The sequence below is a fragment of the Micromonospora sp. NPDC048830 genome (assembly GCF_043198215.1).
Lineage (GTDB): Bacteria > Actinomycetota > Actinomycetes > Mycobacteriales > Micromonosporaceae > Micromonospora.
Genome location: NZ_JBICUP010000007.1, coordinates 176685 through 202510 on the forward strand (window position 1 = coordinate 176685; position 25826 = coordinate 202510).

Sequence of the window (25826 nt, forward strand, 5' to 3'; positions counted from 1 at the left end):
CTCACAGGGCCCGCTCCCAGTTGGCGACGAAGTAGGACACGCCGTAGGGAGCGTCGTGGTAGCCGAGGTGGCCGCGCCAGGCGCCGCCGGCCGCCCGGGCCGCGCCGGCCAGCACCTGCCAGGGCGCCCGCCCGGCGGCCTTCAGCTCCGCCGACAGCACCGGGTCCAGGCCGAGCAGGGCCTCGGCGTCCGCGTCGGCCAGGGCCCGGGCCACCCCGTCGTCGTACACGGGCGCGCGCGGGTCGTCGTAGCCGGGCGCCTGCCGCCCGCGGCAGGCCGACCCGTCCCCCATCACCAGGAGCGCCCACGGCTGGTTCGGCGACCCCAACCTGGCTCCGCCGGCGGCGCACCGCTCAGCCGGCTCGTCGGGCGCGACGGAGACCATCCGCCAGCCGGGCGGTACCTCCGGCCGCACCCGCCGCAGCAGCCAGGCTCCCACGAGCAGGCTCAGCGGCAGTCCGTCCGTGCCGACGGCACCGTCAGGGTGCCGCCCGAGCCGAACCTCCAGGGGCAGGCCCCACGGCGCGAAGCTGCCCCGGTACGGGAAATCGAGGTTGGCCGTCCGCTCACCCGTGCCCACCACGATGATGCTGCGGGCGCCGGAGGCGTAAAGGCGGGCGATCGCGGCGTCGCAGGCGGCGCGGAGTTCGTCCAGCTCGCCGGCGGCGGCGCCGGCCAGCTCGGGCACGATCAGGGGCGGGTGCGGGCAGACGGCGGCGGCGACCAGAGGCACGCGTCCACCGTAGCCGTATCGACCGGTGCGTCCCCGCGCCGATCCGGGCGTCCGAGCTCTAGGACACCGTATGGTCACGGTCGACGACAGGCGCTCGACGCGGGCCGGGTCGGACCTGTGACAATGCCGGGAGCAACTTTGCTGCGCCGTGGCGGCGATCGAGGGGGCTGTCCCGTCGACGCCGGGAGAACGAGGATGGGCACATGAGCGACTGGACGGCCTTCGGACGGGTGGACGCGGACGGCACCGTGTACGTCAAGACCGCCGAGGGCGAGCGGGTGGTCGGTTCCTGGCAGGCGGGGGCGCCGGAGGAGGGCCTGGCGCACTTCGCCCGGCGCTTCGCGGACCTGGTCACCGAGGTTGACCTGACCGAGGCACGGCTCAACTCGGGCGCGGCAGACGCCGGCGGTTCGTTGAGCACGATCCGCCGGATCCGCGCCTCGCTGGCCGAGGCGCACGTCGTCGGCGACATCGACGCGCTGGCCGCGCGGCTGGACAAGCTCGCCGCGATCGCCGAGGAGAAGGCCGGGGAGGCGCGCGCCGCCCGGGACGCCGCGCGGAGTGAGGCGCTGGCCCGCAAGACCGCCCTCGTCGAGGAGGCGGAGAAGCTGGCCGCCGAGTCGACCGGCTGGAAGACCGCCGGGGACCGGCTCAAGGAGATCCTCGACGAGTGGAAGACGATCCGCGGGGTCGACAAGAAGACCGACGGCGAGCTGTGGAAGCGGTTCGCCGCCGCGCGGGACGGCTTCACCCGCCGCCGGGGCGCCCACTTCGCCTCTCTGGACGCGCAGCGCAAGCAGGCGCAGCAGGCCAAGGATGAGCTGGTCGCCGAGGCGGAGAAGCTGAAGGACTCCAGCGACTGGGCGGCCGCCGCCAACCAGCTCAAGGACCTGATGACCCAGTGGAAGGCCGCGCCGCGCGCCTCGAAGGAGGCCGAGCAGCGGCTCTGGGAGCGGTTCCGGGCGGCCCAGGACCACTTCTTCACCCGGCGCAGCGAGGTCTTCTCGGCACGGGACAACGAGCAGCGGGCCAACCTCGAGCGCAAGCAGGCGCTGCTGGCCGAGGCGGAGGCGCTGGACGTCGACGCCGACCCCAAGGGCGCCCAGGCCAAGCTGCGGGAGATCCAGGCGCAGTGGCACGAGGCCGGCCGGGTGCCGCGGGAGGCCGCGGCCGGCCTCGAGCGGCGGCTGCGGGCGGTCGACGAGCGGGTCCGCGAGGTGATGGACTCGGCGTGGCGGCGGACCACCAAGGAGGACAACCCGCTGCTCGCGCAGATGCGCGCGCAGGTCGCCGAGGCCGAGGAGCGGCTGGCCCGGGCCCAGGCCGCCGGCGACGCCCGGCGGATCAAGGAGGCCGAGCAGGCGCTCGCCTCGAAGCGGCAGTTCCTCCAGCTCGCCGAGCAGTCCAGCTGAGCTGAGCAGCCCCGGAAGGCCCGGTCCCTGCGGGGGGCCGGGCCCTCCGCGTGTCCGGGGCCGGGGCCGCGCCGCGTCCGTGCTACATCGGGGTTGTAGAGGCATCGCGCACGGCCCGAGGCCACAACGTCCAGGATCGGGCACGGGCCGGCCGGGGTCGGGCCCCGACCGGCGTCAGTGGGCGGCGCAGCCGGTCGTCGGTGCGGGCGCCGCGGCCGGCGCGCCGACCGTCGGCAGCCCGAGCAGCACACCGGGGGTACGCGGGGAGCGGCCGGCCTCCGCCGCGTCACCGGCCCGGGTACGCCGGTGCGACAGCGGCTCGCCGTCGGCGTTGAGGTGGTGCGGGGCGGCGTACGTGACGGTGGTGTGCACGACGTCGCCGGGGCGGATCCGCCTGGCCGGCGAACCGGCGTCGCCGTGCAGACCGTTCGCTCCGGGCGCGCCCGTCGCGCCGTGCGGATCGTTCGCCCCGGCTACGCCCGTCGCGCCGTGCAGACCGTTCGCCCCGGCTACGCCCGTCGCGCCGTGCGGATCGTTCGCCCCGGCTACGCCCGTCGCGCCGTGCAGACCGTTCGCCCCGGCTACGCCCGTCGCGCCGTGCAGACCGTTCGCCCCGGCTACGCCCGTCGCGAAGTGGACGAGGCGGCCGTCGCGGGCCCGGCCGGACATCCGGCCGGTGCGCTCGTCCTTGCGTCCCTCGCCGACGGCGACCAGCACCTCGACGGTCTGCCCGACCAGCTTCTTGTTCTCCGCCCAGGTGATCTCCTCCACCGTGGCGATCAGCCGCTCGTAGCGCTCCTGCACGACCTGCTTGGGCAACTGGTCGGGCATGGTCGCGGCCGGGGTGCCGGGGCGCTTTGAGTACTGGAAGGTGAAGGCCGAGGCGAACCGGGCCTCGCGTACCACGTCCAGGGTGCGCTGGAAGTCCGCCTCGGTCTCGCCGGGGAACCCGACGATGATGTCGGTGGTGATCGCCGCGTCCGGCATCGCCGCCCGGACCTTCTCGATGATCCCCAGGTACTTCTCGGCCCGGTACGACCGGCGCATCACCCGGAGCACGTCGTCCGAGCCGGACTGCAGCGGCATGTGCAGCGAGTGGCAGACGTTCGGCGTCTCGGCCATCGCCGCGATCACGTCGTCGGTGAAGTCCTTCGGGTGCGGGCTGGTGAACCGGACCCGCTCCAGCCCCTCGATGTCCCCGCAGGCGCGCAGCAGCTTGCCGAAGGCGTACCGGTCGCCGAACTCGACACCGTAGGAGTTGACGTTCTGCCCGAGCAGGGTCACCTCCAGCACGCCCTCGTCGACCAGGGCGCGTACCTCCGACAGGATGTCGCCGGGGCGGCGGTCCTTCTCCTTGCCCCGCAGCGAGGGCACGATGCAGAACGTGCAGGTGTTGTTGCAGCCCACCGAGATCGACACCCAGCCGGCGTACGTCGACTCGCGCCGGGTCGGCAGCGTGGAGGGGAAGACGTCCAGGGATTCCAGGATCTCCACCTCGGCGGCGGTGTTGTGCCGGGCCCGCTCCAGCAGCACCGGCAGCGAGCCGATGTTGTGCGTGCCGAACACCACGTCCACCCAGGGGGCCTTGCGGACGATGTCGCCGCGGTCCTTCTGGGCGAGGCAGCCGCCGACGGCGATCTGCATCCCCGGGTGCCGATCCTTCACGGGGCGCAGATGACCGAGGTTGCCGTAGAGCCGGTTGTCGGCGTTCTCCCGGACCGCGCAGGTGTTGAACACCACCACGTCGGGGCTGTCGTCGGCCTCGGCCGCGCGCACGTAGCCCGCCTGCTCCAGCAGGCCGGAAATGCGCTCCGAGTCGTGCACGTTCATCTGGCAGCCGTACGTGCGCACCTGGTAGGTGCGCGGGCCGCCCGCCGCTGCGGTAGTCATGACCCGGACAGCGTATCCGGGCCCAGCCTGTCCGACCGAACGAGGAGGAGCCATGTGCCGGAGCATCAAGACCCTGCGTGAACCGTACGCGCCCGAGGTGACCCAGGCCGACATCGAGGCGGCCGCGTTGCAGTATGTCCGGAAGATCTCCGGATTCCGCGCGCCCGCCCCGCACAACGCGGCGGCCTTCGACGCGGCGGTGGCCGCCGTCGCCGAGGCCACCGCGACCCTGCTGGACCAGCTGGTGGTCCGGGGCGGCGGCCGGCAGCCGGCCGATCGGAGCTGAGCGCCCCGGCGGGGGGGCCGGGCCGGGCGGGTTGCCGCCGGGCCGCGACCGCCCGCGGCGGGCGGTCAGGCCGCGGCCCGGGCCGGTACGACCGAGTCGGGGGCCCACTTCGAGCGGTGGCACCGCGACCAGCCCCGGCAGGCGGGGTGGGCCAGCGTGCACAGGCGCTGCCCGCGTAGTACCTCGCCGTCGTCGGTCTCGGTGACCTCGAAGTGCACCGGGCGGATCGTGCCGTCCGGCGCGACGAGCAGGTGCCGGCCCGCGTCGAGGGTGTCGTCGCGCAGCAGGCAGTTGCGGTCGAGCAGGCGGGCCAGCGCGGCGACGCTGGGCAGCTCAGGCAGGCGCTCGGGCACCCCGTAGCAGTCCACCACCGTGCCGAACTCCCCCGGCGCCTGCCAGACGTCGCAGATCACCGCGTATCTGGGCAGCCGCGCCGGGTCGGCCACCGCGAGCGGCATCACCACCCGCCCCAGCGCCTCGGCGAGCGCCGGGTAGACCTGCACCGGGGGTACCCGGTCGATTCTCCAGTTCCACAGCTCGGTCATGCCGCCTCCTCGCTGCGTTCGTCCCACCGGCCTCCGGATCGGGCCTTACTGACGATGGTGGGGGGCATATGACCTCAGCCGGGGGCAAGTTACCGGTCTGTGACCATTCCGGGCAAAATTTCCTAGAGCGCCATTGCTCCAAGTAGCGGGAAGATGACAGTTTATCGGGTATGGTGCGCCTTTCGGCGCCCTTGCTCACCGCGTTTCGTGCGCCTTCCGACACCCGGGTCTCCGCGTCTCGTGCCCTGCCGGCGCCCTTGACACGGCGGTCAGCGCACGATCACCAGGTGCTCGTCGCCGCGCGGCAGCAGCTCCCCGATGACGGTCGCCCCGGGCAGCTCACCGGCCACCAGCAGCCCGCCCGAGGTCTGCGCGTCGGCCAGCAGCAGCCGCTCCGCCTCGCCGGCCGCGCCGAAGTCCGTCCACGGGGTCACCCAGTCCAGGTTGCGGCGGGTGCCGCCGCTGACGTACCCGTCCCGGACGGCCTCCCGGGCTCCCGGCAGGTACGGCACCCGGGCCGCGTCGACGGCCACCGTGAGGCCGCTCGCCCGGGCCAACTTCGAGGCGTGGCCGAGCAGCCCGAAGCCCGTCACGTCGGTGCCGCAGCGCACGCCCGTGGCGACCGCCACGCAGGCGGCGTCCCGGTTCAGCGCGGCCATCGAGGCCACCGCCTCGGCGAAGCGCTCGCCGGTCGCCTTGTGCCGGGTGTTGAGCACGCCGACGCCGAGCGGCTTGGTCAGCGACAGCGGCAGCCCCGGCCGCCCGGCGTCCAGGGTGATCAGCTCCTCCGGGCGTACGACGCCGGTGACCGCGAGCCCGTACTTCGGGCCGTCGTCGTCGACGCTGTGCCCGCCGGCCAGGTGACAGCCGGCCTCCCGGGCCACGTCCTGGCCGCCGCGCAGCACCTCGCGGGCCAGCTCCAGCGGCAGCTTCTCGCGCGGCCAGCAGAGCAGGTTCAGGGCGACGAGCGGGGTGCCGCCCATCGCGTACACGTCGGAGAGCGCGTTGGCCGCGGCGATCCGACCCCAGTCGTACGGGTCGTCGACGACCGGGGTGAAGAAGTCGGCGGTGCTGACCAGCCCCGTACGCTCGTCGAGCCGGACCACCGCGGCGTCGTCGCCGTTCTCCAGCCCGACCAGCAGCTCGGCGGCGCCGGCGGCCGGCCCGAGCCCGGCGACCATGGCCTCCAGCTCGCCCGGCGGGATCTTGCACGCGCAGCCGCCGCCCCGGGCATACTCGGTCAGGCGCACCGGTCCGGTCATCCCAACATGATCTCCGCACCGGAGTAATCCACGCCACTCGGAGCGCCGGTGTCGGACTCAATTTCGGACTCCCGACGACGATCGGGGCCGGTGTTACCGCACCGTGACCAACCGGCTTGCCTTCCGCCACGTCAGCGCGCCTAAAGTTGCCGCACCGGGGGTCATCCGACCCGCCGGCGCATGCGAGCGACAGGGACGGTGGACGACGTGACGACGGGCGAACCGCTCATCGTGCTGGACTCGGTCAACAAGTGGTTCGGGCCGCTGCACGTGCTGGACGACGTCTCGCTCTCCATCGGCAAGGGCGAGGTGGTCGTGGTGATCGGCCCGTCCGGCTCCGGGAAGTCGACGCTGTGCCGCACCATCAACCGGCTGGAGCCGATCAGTTCCGGCACCATCACCTTCGACGGCCGGCCGCTGCCGGCCGAGGGGAAGGCGCTGGCCAAGCTGCGCAGCGAGGTCGGCATGGTGTTCCAGTCGTTCAACCTCTTCGCGCACAAGACCATCCTGGAGAACGTCACCCTCGGCCCGGTCAAGGTCCGCAGGGAGAAGCCGGCCGCCGCGCGGGAGCGTGCGCTGGCCCTGCTGGACCGGGTCGGCATCGCCAACCAGGCCGAGAAGTACCCGGCCCAGCTCTCCGGCGGTCAGCAGCAGCGGGCGGCGATCGCCCGCGCGCTGGCCATGCAGCCCAAGGCGATGCTCTTCGACGAGCCGACCAGCGCCCTCGACCCCGAGATGGTCGGCGAGGTGCTGGAGGTCATGACCTCGCTGGCCCGGGACGGCATGACCATGGTCGTGGTCACCCACGAGATGGGCTTCGCCCGGCACGCGGCGAACCGGGTCATCTTCATGGCCGACGGGCAGCTCGTGGAGGATGCGCCGCCGACCGAGTTCTTCGCCAACCCCCGCAGCGAGCGGGCCCGGGACTTCCTGTCGAAGATCCTGACGCACTAGGCGCCCGTCCGAGGAGCGCGTCGTCCCCCGACGGGCTCCAGTCGAAGAAGGAGAAAGTATGCGTATCAAGCGCGTGGCGGCGGTTGCCGCCGTCGCCACCCTGTCCCTGGCGATGGCGGCCTGCGGCGGTGACAGCGGCAGCGAGTCCGGGAGCTCGGGCGCCAAGGGCATCGTCGGCAAGGCGGAGAGCCAGAAGAAGCTCGTCATCGGCGTGAAGGCCGACCAGCCGGGCCTCGGCCTGCAGACCGGCAGCCAGTACGAGGGCTTCGACGTCGAGATCGCCAAGATCATCGCGAAGGGCCTCGGCGTCGACGCCGGCAACATCGAGTGGAAGACCACCGTGTCGTCCAACCGTGAGCCGTTCATCCAGCAGGGCACCGTCGACCTCGTCGTGGCGACCTACACGATCAACGACGAGCGCAAGCAGAAGGTCAACTTCGCCGGCCCGTACTACATCGCCGGCCAGGACCTGCTGGTCAAGGCCGACTCCACGCTCGCCGGGCCGGAGGGCCTGGACGGCAAGACGGTCTGCTCGGTAACCGGCTCCACCCCTGCCAAGCGGATCCAGGCCGACTACCCGAAGGCCAAGCTCCAGCAGTTCGACTCGTACTCGAAGTGCCTGCCGCTGCTCGAGAACGGCCAGGTCGACGCGGTGACCACCGACGACATCATCCTCGCCGGCTACGCGGCGCAGTCGCAGTACGCCGGCAAGTTCAAGGTGGTCAGCAAGCCCTTCTCCACCGAGCCGTACGGCATTGGCCTGAAGAAGGACGACAAGGCCGGCTGCGAGAAGGTCAACGAGATCCTCAAGGCCGCCGCCGCGGACGGCAGCTACAAGGCCGCCTGGGACAACACGCTGGGCAAGAGCGGCAAGGCCGCGCCCGAGCTGGACACCACCAAGCTGACCAACTGCAGCTGAGCGACACCAGGGCCGGCATCCGCGTGATGCCGGCCCTGGCCTGTCACGACGCCGACCACGTTCCGGGAGCCGACGAATGCACGTATTCGCTGATCCGACGAACTTCGACGCCTACCTGTCGGGTTTCCTCTGGATCCTCAAGCTGACGGGCGCGTCCGCGGTGTTCGCGCTGGTGATCGGCGTGCTGCTCGCCGCGATGCGGGTCTCGCCCGTGCCCGTGCTGCGCGGCTTCGGCGCGGCCTGGGTCAACATCTTCCGCAACACCCCGCTCACCCTGGTCATCTTCTTCTGCTACTTCGGCCTCTTCTCCACCCTGGGGGTGAGGCTCGCCGACGACCTCGACCTCAACAACTTCTGGCTCGGCGTGGTCGGCCTGTCGGTCTACACGGCGGCCTTCGTCTGCGAGGCGATCCGGTCGGGGATCAACACCGTGCCCACCGGCCAGGCGGAGGCCGCCCGGGCCATCGGCCTGACCTTCGCACAGACGCTGCGGATCGTCGTGCTGCCGCAGGCCACCCGGTCCGTGGTCGCGCCGTTCGGGAGCATCCTGATCGCGCTGTGCAAGAACGCCACCATCGTCGGCACGATCGGCCTGATGGAGTCCTCCAACGTGATGAAGGACCTGATCAACAGCAACGGCGACGCGGTCATCCCGATCTTCCTGGTCTTCGCCGGCACGTTCGCCGCGTTCCTGATCCCCACCGGCTACCTCTTCGGTTGGCTGGCCAACCGTCTGGCGGTGAAGCGCTGATGAGCACCAGCTCCGTCCTCTACGACCACCCGGGACCGCGGGCGCGGGTCCGTAACGTCGTGCTCACCCTGGTCTTCGGCGTCGCCCTGGCCGCCCTGCTGTGGTGGGTCTACCGCAAGTTCGACGAGGCGGGACAGTGGGAGGCGCGGCTCTGGCAGCCCTTCACCGAGTCGGCCACGTGGACCCAGTTCATCTGGCCCGGTCTGCGGGCCACCCTCCAGGCCGCGGCCGTCGGCATGCTGCTCTCGCTGGTCTTCGGCATCGTCTTCGCGGTCGGTCGGCTCTCCGAGCACCGCTGGATCAGCATCCCGGCCGGCGCGGTGGTCGAGTTCTTCCGCGCCGTCCCGCTGCTGCTGATGATCTTCTTCGTCTTCTACGGCGTGCCGTTCCTCATCCAGGGGCCGGTGCCGGCGTTCTGGGCCGTGGTCATCGGGCTCACCCTCTACAACGGCTCGGTGCTCGCCGAGGCGTTCCGCGCCGGCATCCACGCGGTGCCCGGCGGTCAGGCCGAGGCCGCGTACGCGATCGGCATGCGCAAGAGCCAGGTCATGCAGCTGATCCTGCTCCCGCAGGCCGCGCGCGCGATGCTGCCGGTGATCGTGAGCCAGCTCGTGGTCCTGCTCAAGGACACCGCGCTCGGCTACATCGTGGCCTACCCCGAACTGCTCCAGCGCGGCGTGAACGACCTCGCGGCGAACCGCGGGAACATCGTCGCCGCCGCGATCGTCGTGGCCGCGATCTACATCGTGATCAACTCACTGCTGACGTGGTTTGCCGGCTGGTTGAGCGCCCGTACCCAGCGGCGCGCCTTCCGGGCCCCACGGCCGACCGCCGCCGGTCCGGCACCGTCCAGCGACGCCACCGTGGTGGAACCGCAGGGCTGACGCGCGGCAGCGACCGCACGACGAGGCGGGGCAGGGGAAACATCCCCTGCCCCGCCTCCTTGTCGCGGTTCGCCTGAACCTTCCCTGCGCGCCTCAGCGGGCGATCTCGGTGACCCGGGACTCCCGGACCACGGTCACCCGGATCTGCCCCGGGTACGTCAGCTCCTCCTCGATCTGCTTGGCCACGTCCCGGGCCAGCACCGCGGCGCCGATGTCGTCGACGTCGTCCGGCTTGACCATCACCCGGATCTCCCGGCCCGCCTGCATGGCGAAGACCTTCTCCACGCCGACCTTCCCGGCCGCGATCTCCTCGATCCGCTCCAGCCGCTTCACGTACGCCTCCAGGCTCTCCCGGCGCGCCCCCGGCCGCCCGCCCGAGCAGGCGTCCGACGCCTGGGTCAGCACCGCCTCGATGGTCTGCGGGGGCACCTCGTTGTGGTGCGCCTCGATGGCGTGGACGACGTCCTCGCTCTCGCCGTACTTGCGGGCCAGGTCGGCGCCGATGATGGCGTGGCTGCCCTCCACCTCGTGGGTGAGCGCCTTGCCGATGTCGTGCAGGAACGCCGCCCGCTTGATGATCGGCACGTCCAGTCGCAGCTCCGCGGCCATGATCCCGGCGATGTGCGCGGTCTCCACGAGGTGCTTGAGCACGTTCTGCCCGTACGACGTGCGGTAGCGCAGCCGGCCGAGCAGGGTGACCAGCTCGGGGTGGATCTCGGTGATGCCGACCTCGACCAGCGCGTCCTCGGCGGCCCGGTGGCAGAGCGCGTCCACCTCGTGCCGGGCCAGCTCGTAGACCTCCTCGATCCGGTGCGGGTGGATCCGCCCGTCGAGCACCAGCTTCTCCAGGGTGAGCCGGCCGACCTCGCGCCGCACCGGGTCGAAGCAGGAGAGCAGCACCGCCTCGGGGGTGTCGTCGATGATCAGGTTGACGCCGGTGACGGACTCGAACGCGCGGATGTTGCGGCCCTCCCGGCCGATGATCCGCCCCTTCATCTCGTCGCCAGGCAGGTGCAGGACGCTGACCACGCTCTCGGCGGTCTGCTCGCTGGCCACCCGCTGGATGGCGTCGACGACGATGTGCCGGGCCCGCTGCTCCGCGGTGCCGCGGGCGTCGGACTCGATGTCCCGGACCAGCAGCGCGGCCTCCCGCTTGGCCTGGCTCTCGATCGCCTCGATCAGCTCCGCACGGGCGGCGTCGACGGTCAGCCCGGCCACCCGTTCCAGCTCGCGCCGCCGCTGCTCCTCCGCCTCGACGAGGGCCTGCTCCCGCTCGGCCAGCGCGGACTCGCGGGCGGCCAGCGCCGCGCTGGCGGCGGTCAGCTGCCGCTCCCGCTCGGCCAGCCGCTCCACCTCCTCGGTGTGCAGCCGCTCCCGCTCGTCCATCCGGGCCGCCCGCCGCTCCACCTCCGCGGCCTGCTCCCGGGTGGTCGCGGCGAGCACCGCCATTTCGCGCTCGCCGCTGCGCCGCGCCGCCGTACGCAGCTGCTCGGCGTCCACCTCGGCCTGCTTGTGGGCCCGTTCCAGGATCGTGTCGGCCTCGGCGCGGGCGTCGTCGAGCACCCGGCGGGCCTCGGCCCGCGCCGCCTTCGCCTCGGCCTTGGCCGCGGCGGCCTCGGCCCGCGCCGCCGCGGCCGCCGACTTGGCCACGTCGATGGTGCTGTTCACCTCGTCGGCGGCGCTGCGCAGGGCGGCGAGGGACTGCTCCTGGCGGTCCTTCTCCGCGATGAAGGCCGGGTCCTCCGGCCGGGGCGCCGTGCCGAGCCGGCGCAGGGTGCGCAGGCCCACCAGCACCGCGCCGACCACGACCAGGGTGAGGACCACCACCACCGCGAGGATGACGATGTCGAAGCCGCTCATGGCCGGGCCGCCCCGCCCGAACGGTGGAGACCACCGGTCAACCTGTGCCGCGCCGCCATGGCCGCCTCCCCTGAACGTCGGCGCCGCAGTGACGTGCCGGTGGCACGCGCTGCGGCTCTGAGACGCCCGACCTGAGCGGCTGGCCGTGGGGTAGCTCTCCGCCGACGGTGCCCATGGGGCATCGCCGGCGGCCGGGTGCAGTTGTCGCACCAGCTCCGGACCGGCCTGTCCGAAGCTGGCACCGCAGGCCGGCGAGCCGGCCAAAGTGATGCTGTTCTGTTACGCGATCTATGTTGTGCGCTTAGCCTGCGCCGGTCGGGCAATGTGAGCCTGTATGGCGAGGCTAGGTCTCCGGAGGCCGTCTGGTCAAGAACTCATGATCAAACCCCCCGAACGGAGAGAAGTTGGCGCGTCACCCAGCGCCAAAGAAATGCCGGACAACGGGGGACAAATCGGCGTCCAATTGCCTGGCCGGGTGCCCTGCCCCGCCCACGCCACCCCGGCGCGGCACCGCGCCCCGGGCGGGCACCTCCTCGCCCCACCCACGCCCCACCCACGCCCCGCCCCACCTCGCCACACCCCGCCCGGTGATCATGGGGTTGACGGCACGCCTGGCGATCGAATCCGCCGCCAAGTCCATGATCACCAGATGGGAAGTCGTGGCACGCCGGCCTGGCCTGACGCGGCACCCCTGGTCTCGTCCAGGTCGGTGATCAAGAGGCTTGCGTCAGGATCCCGTGGGCGGCTGACGCAAACTTCTTGATCAACGCGCCTGGCGGAGGCACGGAGGGCGACGCTCGACAGCGGGGGCCGGCAGAGGAGGTGCCCGGACCAGGGGCGCGGTGCCGCGCCGGGGAGCCGTGGGTCAGCCCAGCGGACGGCCATCCCGATCCGGATCCGTCTCGGCCTCGACGAGCGCGTCCGCGTCGATCTGGTCGGCGAACTCGGCCGCCTCCGCGCTCTGCGCCGCGAGCGCGTCCTTCACCGCCCGGATCGCCACGCCGGGCGGGTAGCCCTTGCGGGCGAGCATGCCGACCAGCCGGCGGAAGACGGCCTCCGGCTCGCCCCGGGCAGTACGCAGCTTCCGCTCGACCAGTGCCCTGGCCGTCTCGGCCTCCGTCTCGACGTCCAGCTCGCCGAGCGCCTCGCTGGCGACGTCGCCGTCCACGCCACGCTGGCGCAGCTCGTTGGCCAGCGCCCGCCGGGCCAGGCCCCGGCCGGCGTGCCGGCTGGTGACCCAGGCGCGGGCGAAGGCGGCGTCGTCGACGATGCCGACCTCGTCGTACCGGTCGAGAACTTCGGCGGCGACCTCCTCGGAGATCCCCCGCCGGGCCAGCGCCCCGGCCAGCTCGGCCCGGGTACGCGGTCGCACGGCGAGCTGGCGCAGGCAGATCTCCCGGGCGATCTCCGCCTCGTCCCGGGGCGGGGCCTCGGCGGCGGCCCCCGGTCCGTGCTCCCCGTCGGGCCGCGCGCGCCGCTGGCGCCTGGGGCCGAGCGGGGTGCCCGCGTCACCCGCCCGGGGCGGGCTGGCGTCCCAGCCCCGCCCCGTACGGGCGCGTCGTCCTGCCATGGGTCAGCGACCGGTCAGAAGTCGACCGGCGGCAGCTCCGGGCCACCGGCGGCGTCGCCCGCGCCGCCGACCCCGACGCCGAGCTTCTCCAGGATCTTCTTCTCGATCTCGGCGGCCACGTCCGGGTTCTCCCGGAGGAACTCGCGGGCCTTCTCCTTGCCCTGGCCGAGCTGGTCGCCGTCGTACGTGTACCAGGCGCCGGACTTGCGGATGATCGCCTGCTCGACGCCCACGTCGATGAGCGAGCCCTCGCGGGAGATGCCCTTGCCGTACATGATGTCGAACTCGGCCTGTTTGAACGGCGCCGCGACCTTGTTCTTCACGACCTTGACCCGGGTGCGGTTGCCGACCACGTCGGTGCCGTCCTTGAGGCTCTCGATGCGGCGCACGTCGAGCCGGACCGAGGCGTAGAACTTCAGCGCCCGACCACCGGTGGTGGTCTCTGGGCTACCGAACATGACCCCGATCTTCTCGCGGAGCTGGTTGATGAAGATCGCCGTGGTGCCGGTGTTGTTGAGCACACCGGTGATCTTCCGCAGCGCCTGGCTCATCAGCCGGGCCTGGAGGCCGACGTGGCTGTCGCCCATCTCGCCCTCGATCTCGGCACGCGGCACCAGGGCGGCCACCGAGTCGATCACGATGATGTCGAGCGCGCCGGAGCGGACCAGCATGTCGGCGATCTCCAGCGCCTGCTCGCCGGTGTCCGGCTGGGAGACCAGCAGGGCGTCGGTGTCGACGCCGAGGGCCTTCGCGTACTCCGGGTCGAGCGCGTGCTCGGCGTCGATGAACGCGGCGATGCCGCCGGCCCGCTGGGCGTTGGCCACCGCGTGCAGGGCGACCGTCGTCTTACCGCTGGACTCCGGGCCGTAGATCTCGATGACCCGGCCGCGGGGCAGGCCACCCACGCCGAGCGCGACGTCGAGCGCGATGGAGCTGGTCGGGATCACGGCGGTCTGCACGACCGGCCGCTCCCCCAGCCGCATCACCGATCCCCTGCCGAACTGCTTGTCGATCTGAGCGAGAGCAAGGTCGAGCGCCTTCTCCCGGTCAGGCCCTGCTGCCATCGTTGCCACCCCTGCCTTCGCCGGCGTCTTTCCTGAGCTTCGCGTCACGCGGACACGCTAGGCGCCGGGTCCGACAGAAAACCAGCCGACGGGCCGCGAGCTGTGGACGAGCACCCCGCTGTGGACAATAGCCGAACACCTGTACGACCCGACAAGCGACGCGCGGAACGACCGAAAAGGCTGCTCAGCGTAGCCGCGCGGGCACCCGGTCGGGATACGCGGCGACCACCGCCCGCCACACGACGTGGGTCTCCTCACCTGCGGCGAGCGCCTCGGTGATCGTCCGCCCGCCGAGCTGGGACAGCACCTGGTCGGAGGCGATGCTGGCCGCGTACCCCGGCCCGAACGCCTCGTCCAACCGGGCCCAGAAGTCGGTCAGCCGCACGGAATCAGTCCTCCTCGTCCGGCGCCCGCCCGGGCGCCGCCGGACGCAACGCTAGCGCCAGGAGGGGCACCGTCGCGATCGCCGCCAACAGGGTGAGGGTCGGATAACCGGCCGCCTGCATGACAAACCCGCTGAGCGCGCCGGCCCCGGCGCCGGCCAGCCCCATGGTGAGGTCGGAGAGCCCCTGCACGGCGGTCCGCACCTCGGTGGGCACCGACTCCGACAACAGGGTGGACCCGGCCACCATGGTGCCGGACCAGCCCAGCCCGAGCAGGACCAGGCCGACCGTCAGCCCGGGGGTGTGGTGCCCGGCGCTGCCGGCGACCGCGCAGGCGGCGAGCAGCAGCGCGAGGCCGCCGAGGATCACCGGGCGGCGGCCGACCCGGTCGGTGAGCCAGCCCACCACCGGGGAGAGCGCGTACATGCCGGCGATGTGCAGGCTGAGCACGATCCCCACCACGCGTAGCACGGCGGTGTCGTCGTGGTACTCGCCGAGGCGTACCGGGGTCATCGACATCACCGCGATCATCACCAGGTGGCCGACGGCGACGGCCGCGATGCCCAGCCGGGCGGCCGGGCGCTCGCGGACCACCCGCCAGGCGGCCCGCAGGCCCGCGCCGCGCCGGCCGGTCCCCGTCGGCCCGCCGCCGGCCGCGGCGGCGCCGGGCGCGGCGCCGGGCTCCGGGGCCCCGGCCGGCGCGGCGGCGACGGGGGTGGCCTCGGCGGCGGCGAGCCGGCGCGCGGTCAGCAGCGGGTCGGGCCGCAACGCCACCAGCAGTACGACGGCGGCGAGCGCGAACGCCGCGGCGCTGAACGCGAACGGGCCGGCCAGCGGCGGCAGCCCCCAGCCGGAGGTGGTCCGGTCGGCGAGCGCGGCGAAGTTCGGGGCGGCCACCGCCCCGATCGTGGTGGCCCAGACGACCAGCGACAGCTGCCGGCCCCGGCGGGCCGGCTCGGCGAGGTCGACGGCGGTGTAGCGGGCCTGCAGGTTGGCCGCCGAGCCCCCGCCGAAGAGCAGGATGGCGAGGAAGATCAGCGACACCTGGCCGGTGGCGGCGGCGAGCACCACCAGGACGCCGCCGACCGCACCGACCAGGTACGCGGTGACCAGCCCCGGCCGGCGGCCGTGCCCGGTCATGATCCGGGTGACCGGTACGGCGAGCAGCGCCGCGCCCACCACGCCGGCGCTCTGGGCCAGGCCGGCCATGGCGGTGCCGGCCATCCGGGCGACGAGCAGCGGGCCCACCGAGAAGCCGATGGTGACGCCGATCCCGCCGATGGTCTGGGTGGCGACGAGCAGCCGCACGGTCCGGCGCTGGATCCGGGCGACGTCGGGCCGGCTCGGGGCCGGCAGGGTCAGGTCGGTGGCCAATCGGGGCTCCTCGGGGCGGCGGCTGCTCGGTAAGGGGTGCCGTGCCGTCGCCATCCTTGCGCAGCCGCCGCCGCGCCGGCACCCCGGTTCTGCTACAGGCCGAGCTCGCGGCCGATGATCTCCTTCATGATCTCGGTGGTGCCGCCGTAGATGGTCTGTACCCGCCCGTCCAGCCACGCCTTGGCCACCGGGTACTCCAGCATGTAGCCGTACCCGCCGTGCAACTGGACGCAGCGGTCGGCGACCCGGTTCTGCAGCTCGGTGGTCCACCACTTGGCCTTGGCCGCGTCGGTCGCCGAGAGCCGGCCGGCGAGGAACTCGGCGACGCAGTGGTTGAGGAAGGTCCGGGCGATGGTGACCTCGGTGTCCAGCTCGGCCAGCAGGAACCGGTTGTGCTGGAAGGTGCCGATCGGCCGGCCGAACGCCTCCCGGGTGCGGGCGTGGTCGAGGGTCAGGGCGAGCAGCCGCTCGGCGGCGGCGACCGCGGAGACGGCGATGCTCAGCCGCTCCCGGGGCAGGTTGGCCATCAGGTGGTAGAAGCCGTGGTTCTCGGTGCCGATCAGGTTCTCCGCCGGCACCCGGCAGTCGTCGAAGAACAGCTCGGCGGTGTCGTTGGCCTTCAGGCCCACCTTCTCCAGCCGGCGGCCCCGGCTGAACCCGGGGGTGCCGGTCTCCACCGCGATCAGGCTCACGCCGTGCGCGCCCCGGTCCGGGTCGGTGCGGACCACCACGATCACCAGGTCGGCCAGTTCGCCGTTGGTGATGAACGTCTTCTGCCCGTTGAGCACCCAGTGGTCGCCGTCGCGTACCGCGCCGGTGCGGACCCCGGCCAGGTCGGAGCCCGCGCCGGGCTCGCTCATCGCGATCGCCGTCACCAGGTCGCCGGAGCAGAAGCCGGGCAGCCACCGCTTGCGCTGGTCGTCGGTGGTCAGCTCCGTCAGGTACGGCGCCACCACGTCGTTGTGCAGTCCGAAGCCGAGTCCGGTGCAGCCGGCCCGGACGATCTCCTCGACCAGCACGGCGTTGAACCGGAAGTCGCGCTGCCCGCCGCCGCCGTACTCGGCGTCGACGTCCATGCCGAGCAGGCCGGCCGCCCCGGCGGAGCGCCAGAGCTCCCGGTCGACGAGGCCGGCGGCCTCCCACCGGGCGTGGTGCGGGACGGCCTCCCGGGCCAGGAACTGCCGGCAGAGGTCCCGGAACTCTTCGTGGACGGGCTCGTAGAGATGCTGCTCCATGCCTCAGGAGTGTGGCACCGCTCACCCGCCCTGCCCAGGGGCGAACCTCGGCAGCCGGTCGGGGCGGCCACGGGGCGACCCCCGGCCGCCGGTCAGGCGGCCAGGGCGCCGGCGGCGACGGTGAGGTCGGCGACCAGGCCGGCGTACGCGGTGTCCCGGTCGTCGGCCCGCAGCACGGCCGACGGGTGGATGGTGGCCAGCAGCTGGGCCGCCGGGGCGTCGGCGACCTTCCCCGCGGAGTCCACCGGAACCCGGGCGAAGTCCTCCGGCTGCTGGGCCGAGGCCGGCCACGGCATCAGCGTGCCGCGCTGCCGGGTGACCCGGAACGACGGGCCGAGCAGCGCCTTGGCGGCGGTCGCGCCGAGCACCACCACGACCTCGGGGCGCAGCCGGGCGAACTCGGCCACCAGCCAGGGCCGGCAGGCGGTGACGTGCACCCGGTCGGGGGTCTGGTGGATGCGGCGCTTGCCGCGCAGCTCGAAGCGGAAGTGCTTGACGGCGTTCGTCAGGTACAGCTCGGTCGGGTTCAGCCCCGCGTCGTCGACGGCCTGCCGCAGCAGCCGGCCGGCGGGGCCGACGAAGGGAAGCCCCTTCTGGTCCTCCATGTCGCCGGGCTGCTCGCCCACGAGCACCACCCGCGCGTCCTCGCCGCCGCGGCCGAAGACCGTCTGGGTGGCGTCCCGGTACAGCTCGCAGCCCCGGCAGCCGCCCGCGGCGGCGCGCAGCGCGTCGATGGTGTCGGCCTGCGGCGGGATGAACTGCTGGGCGCCCGGGGCGATCTCGGTCTCGGCCATGGCGACTGTTCTACCCCGTCGGGCGGGACTCACGCGGCAGGCGGGCCGGGCGGGCTCCGGGCGGCGGCCGCCACCTGGCAACGGAGCACGACACGCCGACGACGGGCACGGCCGGTGGGTCAGGCGGTGGAGCCGGGCGGGCCGCCAGGCGGGTCAGGCGGGGGAGCCGGGCCGGCCGCCAAGCGGCGAAACCGGGCGGGTCGTCAGGCGGCGAAACCGGGCGGGCCGTCCGGGCGTACGGCGGCGGCCACCGCGTCGGCGAGGGGCCCGACGTCGGCGTCGTCGAGCGGGCTGACCGTGATCCGCAGGCCGGGCTCGGCGGCGATCCGGTACAGCGCGCCCGGGGCGACCGCCCAGCCCGCGTCGCGCAGGGCGGTCAGCGCGCCGGTCTCGTCCGGCACGGGGAGCCAGACGTTGATGCCGGTACGTCCGCGGGCGGGCAGCCCGCGCGCGGCGAGCGCGGCGAGCAGGCCCGCGCGCCGTCGCTCGTAGCTCCCGGCGGCCCGCTGCACGCCGGCGGCGGTGTCCGGGTCGTGCCAGAGCGCCAGGACGAGGCGTTGCAGCACGGTGGAGACCCAGCCGGCGCCGAGCCGGGCGCGGCCGGCGACCCGGGCGACCGTGGCCTCGTCGCCGGCCAGCACGGCGAGCCGCAGGTCGGGCCCGTACGGCTTGCTGACCGACCGGACGAAGGCCCACGCCGGGGTCGCCCCCGCGAGCGGGTGCAGCGGTACGCGGGCCAGCTCGGCGGCGTGGTCGTCCTCGATCAGCAGCAGGTCGGGCCGGCCGGCGAGGAGCGTACGCAGCTCGGCGGCCCGGTCGGCGGAGACGGCCGCCCCGGTCGGGTTCTGCGCCCGGCTGGTCACCACGAGCGCCCGGGCCCCGGCGGCGAGGGCGGCGGCCACCCCGGCCGGCACGGGCCCCTCGTCGTCCACGGGCACCCCGATCGGGCGCAGCCCGAGCGCGGCGACCAGGTCGAGCAGGTTGGCCCAGCTCGGGTCCTCCACCGCCACCGCGTCGCCGGGGCGCAGGTGGGCGGCGAGCAGCCGCTCGATGCCGTCCAGCGCGCCTCCGGTCACGGTGATCTCGTCGGCCGGGACCCGGTCGGCGGCGAGCCGCTCCCGGGCGGCGGCGGCCAGTTCGGGCAGGACGCCGACGGAGGCGTACCCGAGGGGGGCGCCGGCGTCGGCGGCGAGGGCGGCCAGGTGCGGGCCGAGCGGCGGCAGCAGCCGGGTGTCGGGCTCGCCGAGGGACAGGTCGCGGGCGCCGGGCGCCGGGGGCGGCCGCCGGGCGCGGCGGGTGGCCACGGGCGGCCGGGGCCGCACCCGGGTGCCGTGCCGGCCGGCGGTGGCGAGCAGGCCCCGCTGGCGCAGTTCCTGGTACGCGCGGGCGACGGTGGCGGGGCTGACGCCCAGCTCGGCGGCGAGGCCCCGCACCGGCGGCAGGGCGGCGCCGGCCGGGAGCGCGCCGGCCCGGATGCCCGACTCGATGCTGGCCGAAATCGCGGCGGCCGTCGCGCCGGTGACCTGATAGCGTGCTGACACAATTCGAATATTGTACTAGCACAAAGGTGGCCTGTCGCATGTACCCACCCACCCCCCGGACCACCGCCACCCGGATGCGGGACCGGATGAGCTACGACCGGGCCGCCGCCCACGCGGTGCTCGACGAGGCGTACCACTGCACGCTCGGGTTCGTCGTCGACGGCGAGCCGCGCGTGCTGCCCACCCTGCACGTCCGCGTCGGCGACACCCTCTACCTGCACGGCTCCACCGGCGCCCGGCCGCTGCTCGCCGCCCGCGGCGACGGCCTGCCGGTCTGCGTGGCGGTGACCCTGCTCGACGGGCTGGTCTACGCGCGCTCCCAGTTCAACCACAGCGCCAACTACCGGTCGGTGGTGGCCCACGGCACCGCCCACCTGGTCACCGACCCGGCGGAGAAGTCGGCCGCGATGACCGCCCTGGTCGAGAAGGTGGGCGCCGGACGCGCCGCGGACAGCAGGCCGCCGAGCCGCAAGGAGCTCGCCGAGACCGCCGTGCTGGCGCTGCCGCTGCGCGAGGTGTCGGTGCGCGCCCGCGCCCACGGGGTGGGCGACGACGGGAACGACCGCGACCTGCCGTACTGGGCCGGGGTGGTGCCGCTGCGGCTGACCGCCGGGCAGCCCGAGCCGGACGCGGGGGTGACCGCGCCGCTGCCGGCGTACCTGCGGCCGGCCCGCTCGCCCTGGCTGGAGCCGGTGGCCCTGCGCGGCGAGCACGTCGTCCTCGAACCGCTCGACCTCGCCCACGCCGACGAGCTGCACGCCGCCACCGCGGACCCGGAGGTGTGGCGGCACCTCGGCAGCCCGCTGCCCGGCGAGCCGGCCGAGACTGCGGAGATCGTCCGGGCGGCGCTGGCCGCGCACCACCGGGGCGACCGGGTGCCGTGGGTGCAGCGCTGCGCGGTCACCGGGGCGGTGGTGGGCACGACCTCGTACTACGAGGTGGACCCGGAGCGCCGGTCGGTCGCGATCGGGCACACCTGGCTGGGGCGGCCCTGGTGGCGGACGGGGATCAACACGGAGGCCAAGCTGCTGCTGCTCGCCCGGGCGTTCGACGAGCTGGGCGCCGTACGGGTGGTCTGGCACACCGACCTTCGCAACGAGCGCTCCCAGCGGGCGATCGAGCGGCTCGGCGCCACCCGCGAGGGGGTGCTGCGGAAGCACCGGCTGCGGCCCGACGGCTCGTGGCGGGACACGGTGCAGTACGCGATGACGGTCGACGAGTGGCCGAGCGCACAGCTCCGGCTCCGGGCCCGGCTTCGCGCTGCGAACACGACGGCGCGATGATGTCCGGCGTGCTGGGTATCACCGACATCTGGACGTACCTGCTGGGGACCGTGGCGATCGTGCTGCTCCCCGGCCCCAACTCGCTGTTCGTGCTCTCCACCGCGGCCAAGCGCGGGGTACGGGCCGGCTACCGCGCCGCCAGTGGCGTCTTCGTCGGCGACGGGGTGCTGATGTTCCTCTCCGCCGCCGGGGTGGCGTCGCTGCTCAAGGCGTACCCGCCGCTGTTCCTCGCGGTGAAGTACGCCGGCGCGGCATACCTGGGCTACATCGCGCTGACGATGCTGCGCGGCGCGTGGCGGCGCTGGCGCGACCGTAACGACCCGGCCACGCCGCGCCTGATCGACGCCGCCGAGCCGGCGCAGCTGCGCAGCCCGTTCCGGCGGGCGCTGGTGGTCAGCCTGCTCAACCCCAAGGCGATCCTGTTCTTCATCTCGTTCTTCATCCAGTTCGTCGACCCCGGGTACGCCTGGCCGGCGCTGTCGTTCCTGCTGCTCGGGCTGGTCGCGCAGATCACCAGCGCGCTGTACCTGACCGTGCTGATCTTCGCCGGGACGTTCCTGGCCGCCCAGTTCCGCCGCCGGCACCGGCTCGCGGCCGGGGCGACGACGGGCGTGGCGGCCCTCTTCCTCGGCTTCAGCATCAAGCTAGCCACCGCCTCGGTATAGCCGCGGCCTCGGTGTGCACGCCGCCCCGGTGCCGCCAGCAACTTCGGGGAAGTTGCTGCCTCCGCGCTGTGCGCAGGGGACAGCTTCCCCGAAGTTGCGCCCGGAACCCACCGGCCGCGGGCAGGGGGGTCAGGTGCCGTCGCCGGAGCCGCCGCCGATGCCGGCGCCGCCGGCCGTGCCGCCCAGGCCGTAGCCGGGGCGGACCGGCTCGTCCGGATGGCGGCTGACGTGCGCGGACTCGGTGATCCGGGCCGACCAGTGGGCGTCGGACGCCATGTCGGCGTGCCGGTTGATCGCCTGCCGCAGCCAGCCGTCCACCACGGCGACCCAGTCGGCCTGGTCGGCGCCCGTGTGCCAGACGCGGAACCGGCTGATGCTCTGGTGGGTGACCCCGGCCAGGGCGAGCCGCCGGTCGGCCCAGAGGATCACCTCCAGGCCCGCCGCGTTCGCCACGAAGATCACCTCCAGCTCGGTGATCGGCCCGGCGTACAGCGGCCCCACCCACCAGCCGAGCCGCTGGTGCAGCGGTAGGGTCTGCTCCACCCCGGGCAGCCGCCCCTGCACCAGCCCGGCCTGGCGCATGGTGAAGCCGAGCGTGTCCAGCGCGGCCAGCACGTGCCGCTGGGTCGGCAGCGGATGCACGAAGACCGGCACCATGGCGCCCTGCTCCAGGTCCACGTCGATCGACACCTCGGTCCGCAGGCCCATCCGCAGGCTCATCAGCGGCACCCCGCCGAAGATCGTCACCGGGGTCTCCCAGGGCAGCGGCAGCGCGAAGTCGACCGCCCGCCGCCGATTGGCCGGCACCACGAACGCCCCGGCGATCGGCACCTGGTGGAACTGGACGAGCTTGCGGGGCGCCCCCGGGTCGTCGGGCTCGACCTGGGTGACCAGGCCCAGCCGGACGTGCCGGACCGGCACGTCGTCCGGGCCGGCGGTGAGCGTCACCCGGCCGGGCAGCCGCAGTCCCGGGCAGGTGCTCGGATTGGGCAGCGTGGTGCGTACCGCCAGCCCGGTCCAGCCGGACTCCGGTGACACCCCGGTCAGCCGCACGCCGCTCCCCTCCCCCCTCGCGGGTTCCCCGCGAGGGGCCGCGCAGTCCTCGCGGGGAACCCCGGAACGAAGGCCGCCGGCCCGCCGGCGCCCGGGTGGGCGCCGACGGACCGGCGGCGGCGAGAGGGACGGGGTCAGCGCATCCGGCGGCCCCGGGGCACCGGGTCGGTCTCGTCGTCGAACTCGCCGATGACCTCCTCCAGCAGGTCCTCCAGCGCGACGAACCCGATCGGCCGGGTCGGGCCGCCGCCGTTGCGGACCAGGGCGAGCTGCGCCTGCCGGCCGCGCATCGCGGCCACCGCCTCGGTCACCGAGGCCGCCGCCGGCAGCGTGAACGCCGCGCTCATCAGCTCACCCGCGGTGGCCGGCCGGCCCGTGGTCGTGGCCCGCACCGCCTCCCGGACGTGCACCAGCCCGCACACCTCGCCGCCGTCGTCCAGGACGGCCAGCCGGGACCGGCCGCTGTCCCGGGAGACCTGCTCGATCCGCTCCGCCGGGTCGTTCCGGTGGACCGTGACGATCTGGTCGAAGGGCTCCATCACCTGCGCGACCGTGGTGCCCTGCAACTCCAGCATGCTGGTGAGCATCCGGTGCTGCTCCGCGCCGAGCAGCCCGTGCTCCCGGGACTGCTCCAGCAGCATGCGCAGCTCGTCCGGCCCGTGCACCTGGGCGAGCTGGTCCTGCGGGCGTACCCGGACCAGCCGCAGGATCGCGTTGGCCAGCGCGTTCAGCAGCGACAGCACCGGCCGGGCCACCCGGGCGAAGGCCCGGAACGGCAGCGCCAGCAGGCTCGCCGAGCGTTCCGCGTCGGTGATCGCCCACGATTTCGGGGCCATCTCGCCCACCACGAGGTGCAGGAAGGTGACCAGCCCCAGGGCGAAGACCAGGGCCACGACGTGGCTGGCCGCCTCGGGCAGCCCCACGGCGTGCAGCACCGGGCTGAGCAGGTGCTCGATCGCCGGCTCGGCGAGCGCACCCAGGCCCAGCGTGCACAGCGTGATGCCGAGCTGCGCGCCGGCCAGCATCAGGGACAGCTCGCGTACGCCGTCCAGCGCCGCGCGGGCGCCCCGGCCGCCGCCGGCCGTGACCGCCTGCTCCAGCCGGTACCGCTTGCTGGCCACCAGCGCGAACTCGGCGGCCACGAAGAACCCGTTCAGCGCGAGCAGCACCACGGAGACGGACAGCGCCACACCCGGGCTCATGCCGTCCCACCTCTCGCTCGCGACTGCGGGGCTCGCAAACCCCGCTCACTCCTCGCGCTCACGCTGCCTCCCCCGCACGCCGCTCGCCCGCGCCCGACCCGGTGAGCTGGAGCCGGACCGAGTCGGCCACGTGCCGGTCCACCGCGAGTACCTCGACGAGGGCGCGCGGCTCGACCTCGGCCTCGCCGTCGACCGGCAGCGCGATCTCCAGCCGGTCGCCGACCTCGGGCACCCGGCCCAGCTCCCGCATGACCAGGCCGGACAGGGTGTCGTACTCGGGCGCCACGGGCAGGGCGATGCCCGTGCTGTCGGCGACCTCGTCGATCCGCCAGCGCGCGGGGACCACCCACGACCCGTCGTCCTGCCGGGCGGGGGCCCGCTCCGGCGGGTCGTCCTCGTCGCGGATCGGGCCGACCAGTTCCTCGGCGATGTCCTCCAGTGTGATCACGCCCGCGAAGCCGCCGTACTCGTCGACGACGCAGGCGAGCTGCCGGTGCCCGACCCGGAGCCGGTCCAGCACCGTCGGCAGCGGCAGGGTCTCCGGCACCAGCAGCGGGGGTACGGCCACCGCGCTGACCGGGGTGGTCGCGCGCTCCGCCGGGCGTACGGCCAGCACGTCGGCGATGCCGACCACGCCGACCAGGTCGTCGACGCCCTCGGCGCCGCGTACCGGGAAGCGGGAGTGCCCGGTGTCGAGCAGCTCGACCACCCGGCTCAACGGCTCGTCCGCCCGGACGGTGTGCACGTCGACCCGGGGCACCATGGCCTCCCCGGCGGTCAGCTCCCGGAAGTCGAGCCCCCGGTCGAGCAGGGTGGACATCTCCGCGTCGAGGCGCCCCTCGTCGCGGGACTCGGCGATGATCTGCTCCAGGTCCTCCGGGGTGGCGCCGCTGGGCAGCTCCTCGATCGGCTCGATGCCGACCCGGCGCAGCAGCCGTACGGCGGCCTTGTCGAACAGCGTGATCACCGGCCCGGCGATCCGCAGGTAGATCAGGGTCGACCGGGCCAGCGCCCGGGCCAGCGGCTCGGGGCGGGCGATGGCCAGGTTCTTCGGGGCCAGCTCGCCGAGGACCATCTGCACGACGGTCGCGATGACCAGGGCCAGCGCGACCGACAGCGGCAGGGCCACCGCGGTGGGGACCCCGGCGACGCCGAGCAGGTCGGCCAGCCCCTCGCCCAGGTACGGCTCGGCGGCGTAACCGACGAGCAGCGCGGTCACCGTGATGCCGAGCTGCGCACCGGAGAGCATGAACGAGAGGCGGCCGGTCACCTCCAGGGCCCGGGCGGCGGCCTGGTCGCCACCGTCGGCCAGCTGCCTGAGCCGGCCGCGGTCCACGGCGACATAACCGAACTCCTGGGCCACGAAGTAACCGGTGGCGGCGGTGAGAACGATGATGAGAACGAGTCCGACGACGATCAGCACGGGTCGCTCAGGGCTCCCGGGGTCGTCGGGCCGTGGGGATGCCGGGGCTGACCCGGCTGGCTACTGCTGCCCTCCTGGGCAGAAGAGTCGATCATGCGGCCATTTTATCGGCGTCGGCTGAGCTTTCGCTGAAGGAGGAGGGAAGGGCCCCTGGTCAACACCTCCGGCACGGAAGGGCACCCCTCTCACCGGCGCCCTCCGAGGGGCATCCGGGACGGGCGGCGGCCCGGGTCGGTCACCGCGCGGAGACGTCGCCGGCCGGCAGCGCCGGCTCCAGGAGCGGGTGGTCGCGGCCCGCCTCCACGAGCAGGTCGGGACGGCCGAGCTGGAGCACCACCTTGTTGACCACGCGCTGGGCGGCGGCCAGGGAGCGTACGGAGAGCAGCCGGCCCCGGCTCTCCCGGCGCAGCACGAAGTAGTGCACCGCGGCGCGGACCTGGCCGCGGTCGGCCGCGCTGGAGTGGGCGGTCTGCCGGACCAGCTCGCGCAGGCAGAAGGCGAGCCGTTCGGCGAGCTCCAACTCGGGGCCCTGCAGGCCGGCGCGGAGCGCGGCGAGGTGACCGTCGACCTTGCGGATGAGCACGTCGGTGCCGGGCCCGCAGCCTCGCTCCTCGCCCATGGCCCCTCCTCCGCACCTCGCGCTGCGGGTGAAGTTACTTTATGTTGCCGAGCACAAGCAAGCTGTTAAGTAAGACGTAACGGCTGTAGCGCCCTTTACATCCCATATACGTATCAGACGGGCA

The 25826-nt window shown here is 73.8% G+C and carries 23 protein-coding genes and 2 pseudogenes; 8 read left to right on the forward strand and 17 right to left on the reverse strand.

Annotation, left to right across the window (positions count from 1 at the left end; all coding sequences use genetic code 11):
* Position 1: 1 nt before the first annotated feature.
* Entirely contained in the window at positions 2 to 733 is a 732-nt protein-coding gene (locus ACGFIZ_RS09695) for a hypothetical protein (RefSeq protein ID WP_393417548.1), read from the reverse strand.
* 203 nt (positions 734 to 936) lie between these two features.
* Between ACGFIZ_RS09695 and ACGFIZ_RS09700 the strand changes: the two genes are divergently transcribed.
* Positions 937 to 2145, forward strand: a complete 1209-nt coding sequence (locus ACGFIZ_RS09700) for a DUF349 domain-containing protein (RefSeq protein ID WP_393417550.1) — start codon at positions 937 to 939, stop codon at positions 2143 to 2145.
* A 174-nt stretch (positions 2146 to 2319) separates the two neighbouring features.
* On the opposite strand, the pseudogene ACGFIZ_RS09705 reads toward ACGFIZ_RS09700, so the two are convergent.
* Both ACGFIZ_RS09705 and miaB read right to left on the reverse strand, forming a co-directional pair.
* Positions 2320 to 2559, reverse strand: a pseudogene (locus tag ACGFIZ_RS09705) (tRNA (N6-isopentenyl adenosine(37)-C2)-methylthiotransferase MiaB); the annotation flags it as partial.
* A gap of 216 nt (positions 2560 to 2775) precedes the next feature.
* Positions 2776 to 4035: pseudogene (gene miaB / locus ACGFIZ_RS09710) on the reverse strand (tRNA (N6-isopentenyl adenosine(37)-C2)-methylthiotransferase MiaB); the annotation flags it as partial.
* A gap of 52 nt (positions 4036 to 4087) precedes the next feature.
* On the opposite strand from miaB, the gene ACGFIZ_RS09715 reads away from it, so the two are divergent.
* On the forward strand, positions 4088 to 4321 hold the full coding sequence (locus ACGFIZ_RS09715; protein ID WP_393417552.1) for a DUF2277 family protein: 234 nt from the start codon (positions 4088 to 4090) through the stop codon (positions 4319 to 4321).
* A 65-nt stretch (positions 4322 to 4386) separates the two neighbouring features.
* On the opposite strand, the gene ACGFIZ_RS09720 is transcribed toward ACGFIZ_RS09715, so the two are convergent.
* Both ACGFIZ_RS09720 and selD read right to left on the reverse strand, forming a co-directional pair.
* The gene (locus ACGFIZ_RS09720; protein ID WP_393417554.1) at positions 4387 to 4866 is read right to left on the reverse strand and encodes a hypothetical protein; all 480 of its coding nucleotides are present in this window, start codon (positions 4864 to 4866) and stop codon (positions 4387 to 4389) included.
* Positions 4867 to 5135: 269 nt separating this feature from the next.
* The gene (selD, locus tag ACGFIZ_RS09725) at positions 5136 to 6128 is read right to left on the reverse strand and encodes a selenide, water dikinase SelD (RefSeq protein ID WP_393417557.1); all 993 of its coding nucleotides are present in this window, start codon (positions 6126 to 6128) and stop codon (positions 5136 to 5138) included.
* Positions 6129 to 6326: 198 nt separating this feature from the next.
* Here selD and ACGFIZ_RS09730 point away from each other — a divergent pair, with 198 nt between their 5' ends.
* The 4 genes from ACGFIZ_RS09730 (at position 6327) to ACGFIZ_RS09745 (ending at position 9636) form a co-directional block, all read left to right on the forward strand.
* Positions 6327 to 7082 carry an amino acid ABC transporter ATP-binding protein gene (locus ACGFIZ_RS09730; protein WP_393417646.1) on the forward strand — a complete coding sequence of 252 codons (756 nt, stop codon included), beginning with the start codon at positions 6327 to 6329 and terminating at the stop codon, positions 7080 to 7082.
* Positions 7083 to 7140: 58 nt separating this feature from the next.
* Complete coding sequence (locus ACGFIZ_RS09735) at positions 7141 to 8001, forward strand: glutamate ABC transporter substrate-binding protein (RefSeq protein ID WP_393417559.1); 861 nt, start codon at positions 7141 to 7143, stop codon at positions 7999 to 8001.
* A 76-nt stretch (positions 8002 to 8077) separates the two neighbouring features.
* Positions 8078 to 8752, forward strand: coding sequence for an amino acid ABC transporter permease (locus tag ACGFIZ_RS09740; RefSeq protein WP_393417561.1), 675 nt, complete (start codon positions 8078 to 8080; stop codon positions 8750 to 8752).
* Positions 8752 to 9636, forward strand: a complete 885-nt coding sequence (locus ACGFIZ_RS09745; RefSeq protein WP_393417563.1) for an amino acid ABC transporter permease — start codon at positions 8752 to 8754, stop codon at positions 9634 to 9636. The genes ACGFIZ_RS09740 and ACGFIZ_RS09745 overlap by 1 nt, the downstream gene beginning before the upstream one ends.
* A gap of 93 nt (positions 9637 to 9729) precedes the next feature.
* Here ACGFIZ_RS09745 and rny read toward each other — a convergent pair whose 3' ends face one another.
* From rny to ACGFIZ_RS09785, 8 genes are all read right to left on the reverse strand, one after another.
* The gene (rny, locus tag ACGFIZ_RS09750; protein ID WP_393417565.1) at positions 9730 to 11496 is read right to left on the reverse strand and encodes a ribonuclease Y; all 1767 of its coding nucleotides are present in this window, start codon (positions 11494 to 11496) and stop codon (positions 9730 to 9732) included.
* A gap of 865 nt (positions 11497 to 12361) precedes the next feature.
* On the reverse strand, positions 12362 to 13066 hold the full coding sequence (locus ACGFIZ_RS09755) for a regulatory protein RecX (protein WP_393417567.1): 705 nt from the start codon (positions 13064 to 13066) through the stop codon (positions 12362 to 12364).
* Between the two features lie 14 nt (positions 13067 to 13080).
* Positions 13081 to 14130 (reverse strand): recombinase RecA, encoded by a 1050-nt coding sequence (gene recA / locus ACGFIZ_RS09760; protein WP_393417569.1) that lies wholly within the window; start codon positions 14128 to 14130, stop codon positions 13081 to 13083.
* 184 nt (positions 14131 to 14314) lie between these two features.
* Complete coding sequence (locus ACGFIZ_RS09765) at positions 14315 to 14515, reverse strand: DUF3046 domain-containing protein (RefSeq protein WP_347667897.1); 201 nt, start codon at positions 14513 to 14515, stop codon at positions 14315 to 14317.
* A 4-nt stretch (positions 14516 to 14519) separates the two neighbouring features.
* Positions 14520 to 15887, reverse strand: coding sequence for an MFS transporter (locus tag ACGFIZ_RS09770; RefSeq protein ID WP_393417571.1), 1368 nt, complete (start codon positions 15885 to 15887; stop codon positions 14520 to 14522).
* A gap of 92 nt (positions 15888 to 15979) precedes the next feature.
* Positions 15980 to 17122, reverse strand: a complete 1143-nt coding sequence (locus ACGFIZ_RS09775) for an acyl-CoA dehydrogenase family protein (protein WP_393417573.1) — start codon at positions 17120 to 17122, stop codon at positions 15980 to 15982.
* Positions 17123 to 17214: 92 nt separating this feature from the next.
* Positions 17215 to 17916, reverse strand: a complete 702-nt coding sequence (locus ACGFIZ_RS09780) for a UdgX family uracil-DNA binding protein (RefSeq protein WP_393417575.1) — start codon at positions 17914 to 17916, stop codon at positions 17215 to 17217.
* A 203-nt stretch (positions 17917 to 18119) separates the two neighbouring features.
* Entirely contained in the window at positions 18120 to 19457 is a 1338-nt protein-coding gene (locus ACGFIZ_RS09785) for an aminotransferase class I/II-fold pyridoxal phosphate-dependent enzyme (protein ID WP_393417577.1), read from the reverse strand.
* A 38-nt stretch (positions 19458 to 19495) separates the two neighbouring features.
* Here ACGFIZ_RS09785 and ACGFIZ_RS09790 point away from each other — a divergent pair, with 38 nt between their 5' ends.
* The gene (locus ACGFIZ_RS09790) at positions 19496 to 20740 is read left to right on the forward strand and encodes a bifunctional pyridoxamine 5'-phosphate oxidase family protein/GNAT family N-acetyltransferase (RefSeq protein WP_393417579.1); all 1245 of its coding nucleotides are present in this window, start codon (positions 19496 to 19498) and stop codon (positions 20738 to 20740) included.
* Entirely contained in the window at positions 20737 to 21405 is a 669-nt protein-coding gene (leuE, locus tag ACGFIZ_RS09795) for a leucine efflux protein LeuE (protein WP_393417581.1), read from the forward strand. Before ACGFIZ_RS09790 ends, leuE begins: the two co-directional genes overlap by 4 nt.
* Positions 21406 to 21534: 129 nt before the next feature.
* On the opposite strand, the gene ACGFIZ_RS09800 is transcribed toward leuE, so the two are convergent.
* The 4 genes from ACGFIZ_RS09800 to ACGFIZ_RS09815 form a co-directional block, all read right to left on the reverse strand.
* Positions 21535 to 22458 (reverse strand): sporulation protein, encoded by a 924-nt coding sequence (locus ACGFIZ_RS09800; protein WP_393417583.1) that lies wholly within the window; start codon positions 22456 to 22458, stop codon positions 21535 to 21537.
* A gap of 134 nt (positions 22459 to 22592) precedes the next feature.
* Entirely contained in the window at positions 22593 to 23660 is a 1068-nt protein-coding gene (locus ACGFIZ_RS09805; RefSeq protein ID WP_393417585.1) for a hemolysin family protein, read from the reverse strand.
* A 58-nt stretch (positions 23661 to 23718) separates the two neighbouring features.
* On the reverse strand, positions 23719 to 25083 hold the full coding sequence (locus ACGFIZ_RS09810) for a hemolysin family protein (protein WP_393417587.1): 1365 nt from the start codon (positions 25081 to 25083) through the stop codon (positions 23719 to 23721).
* Positions 25084 to 25318: 235 nt separating this feature from the next.
* Positions 25319 to 25702, reverse strand: a complete 384-nt coding sequence (locus ACGFIZ_RS09815; protein ID WP_393417589.1) for a hypothetical protein — start codon at positions 25700 to 25702, stop codon at positions 25319 to 25321.
* Between the last annotated feature and the right edge of the window lie 124 nt (positions 25703 to 25826).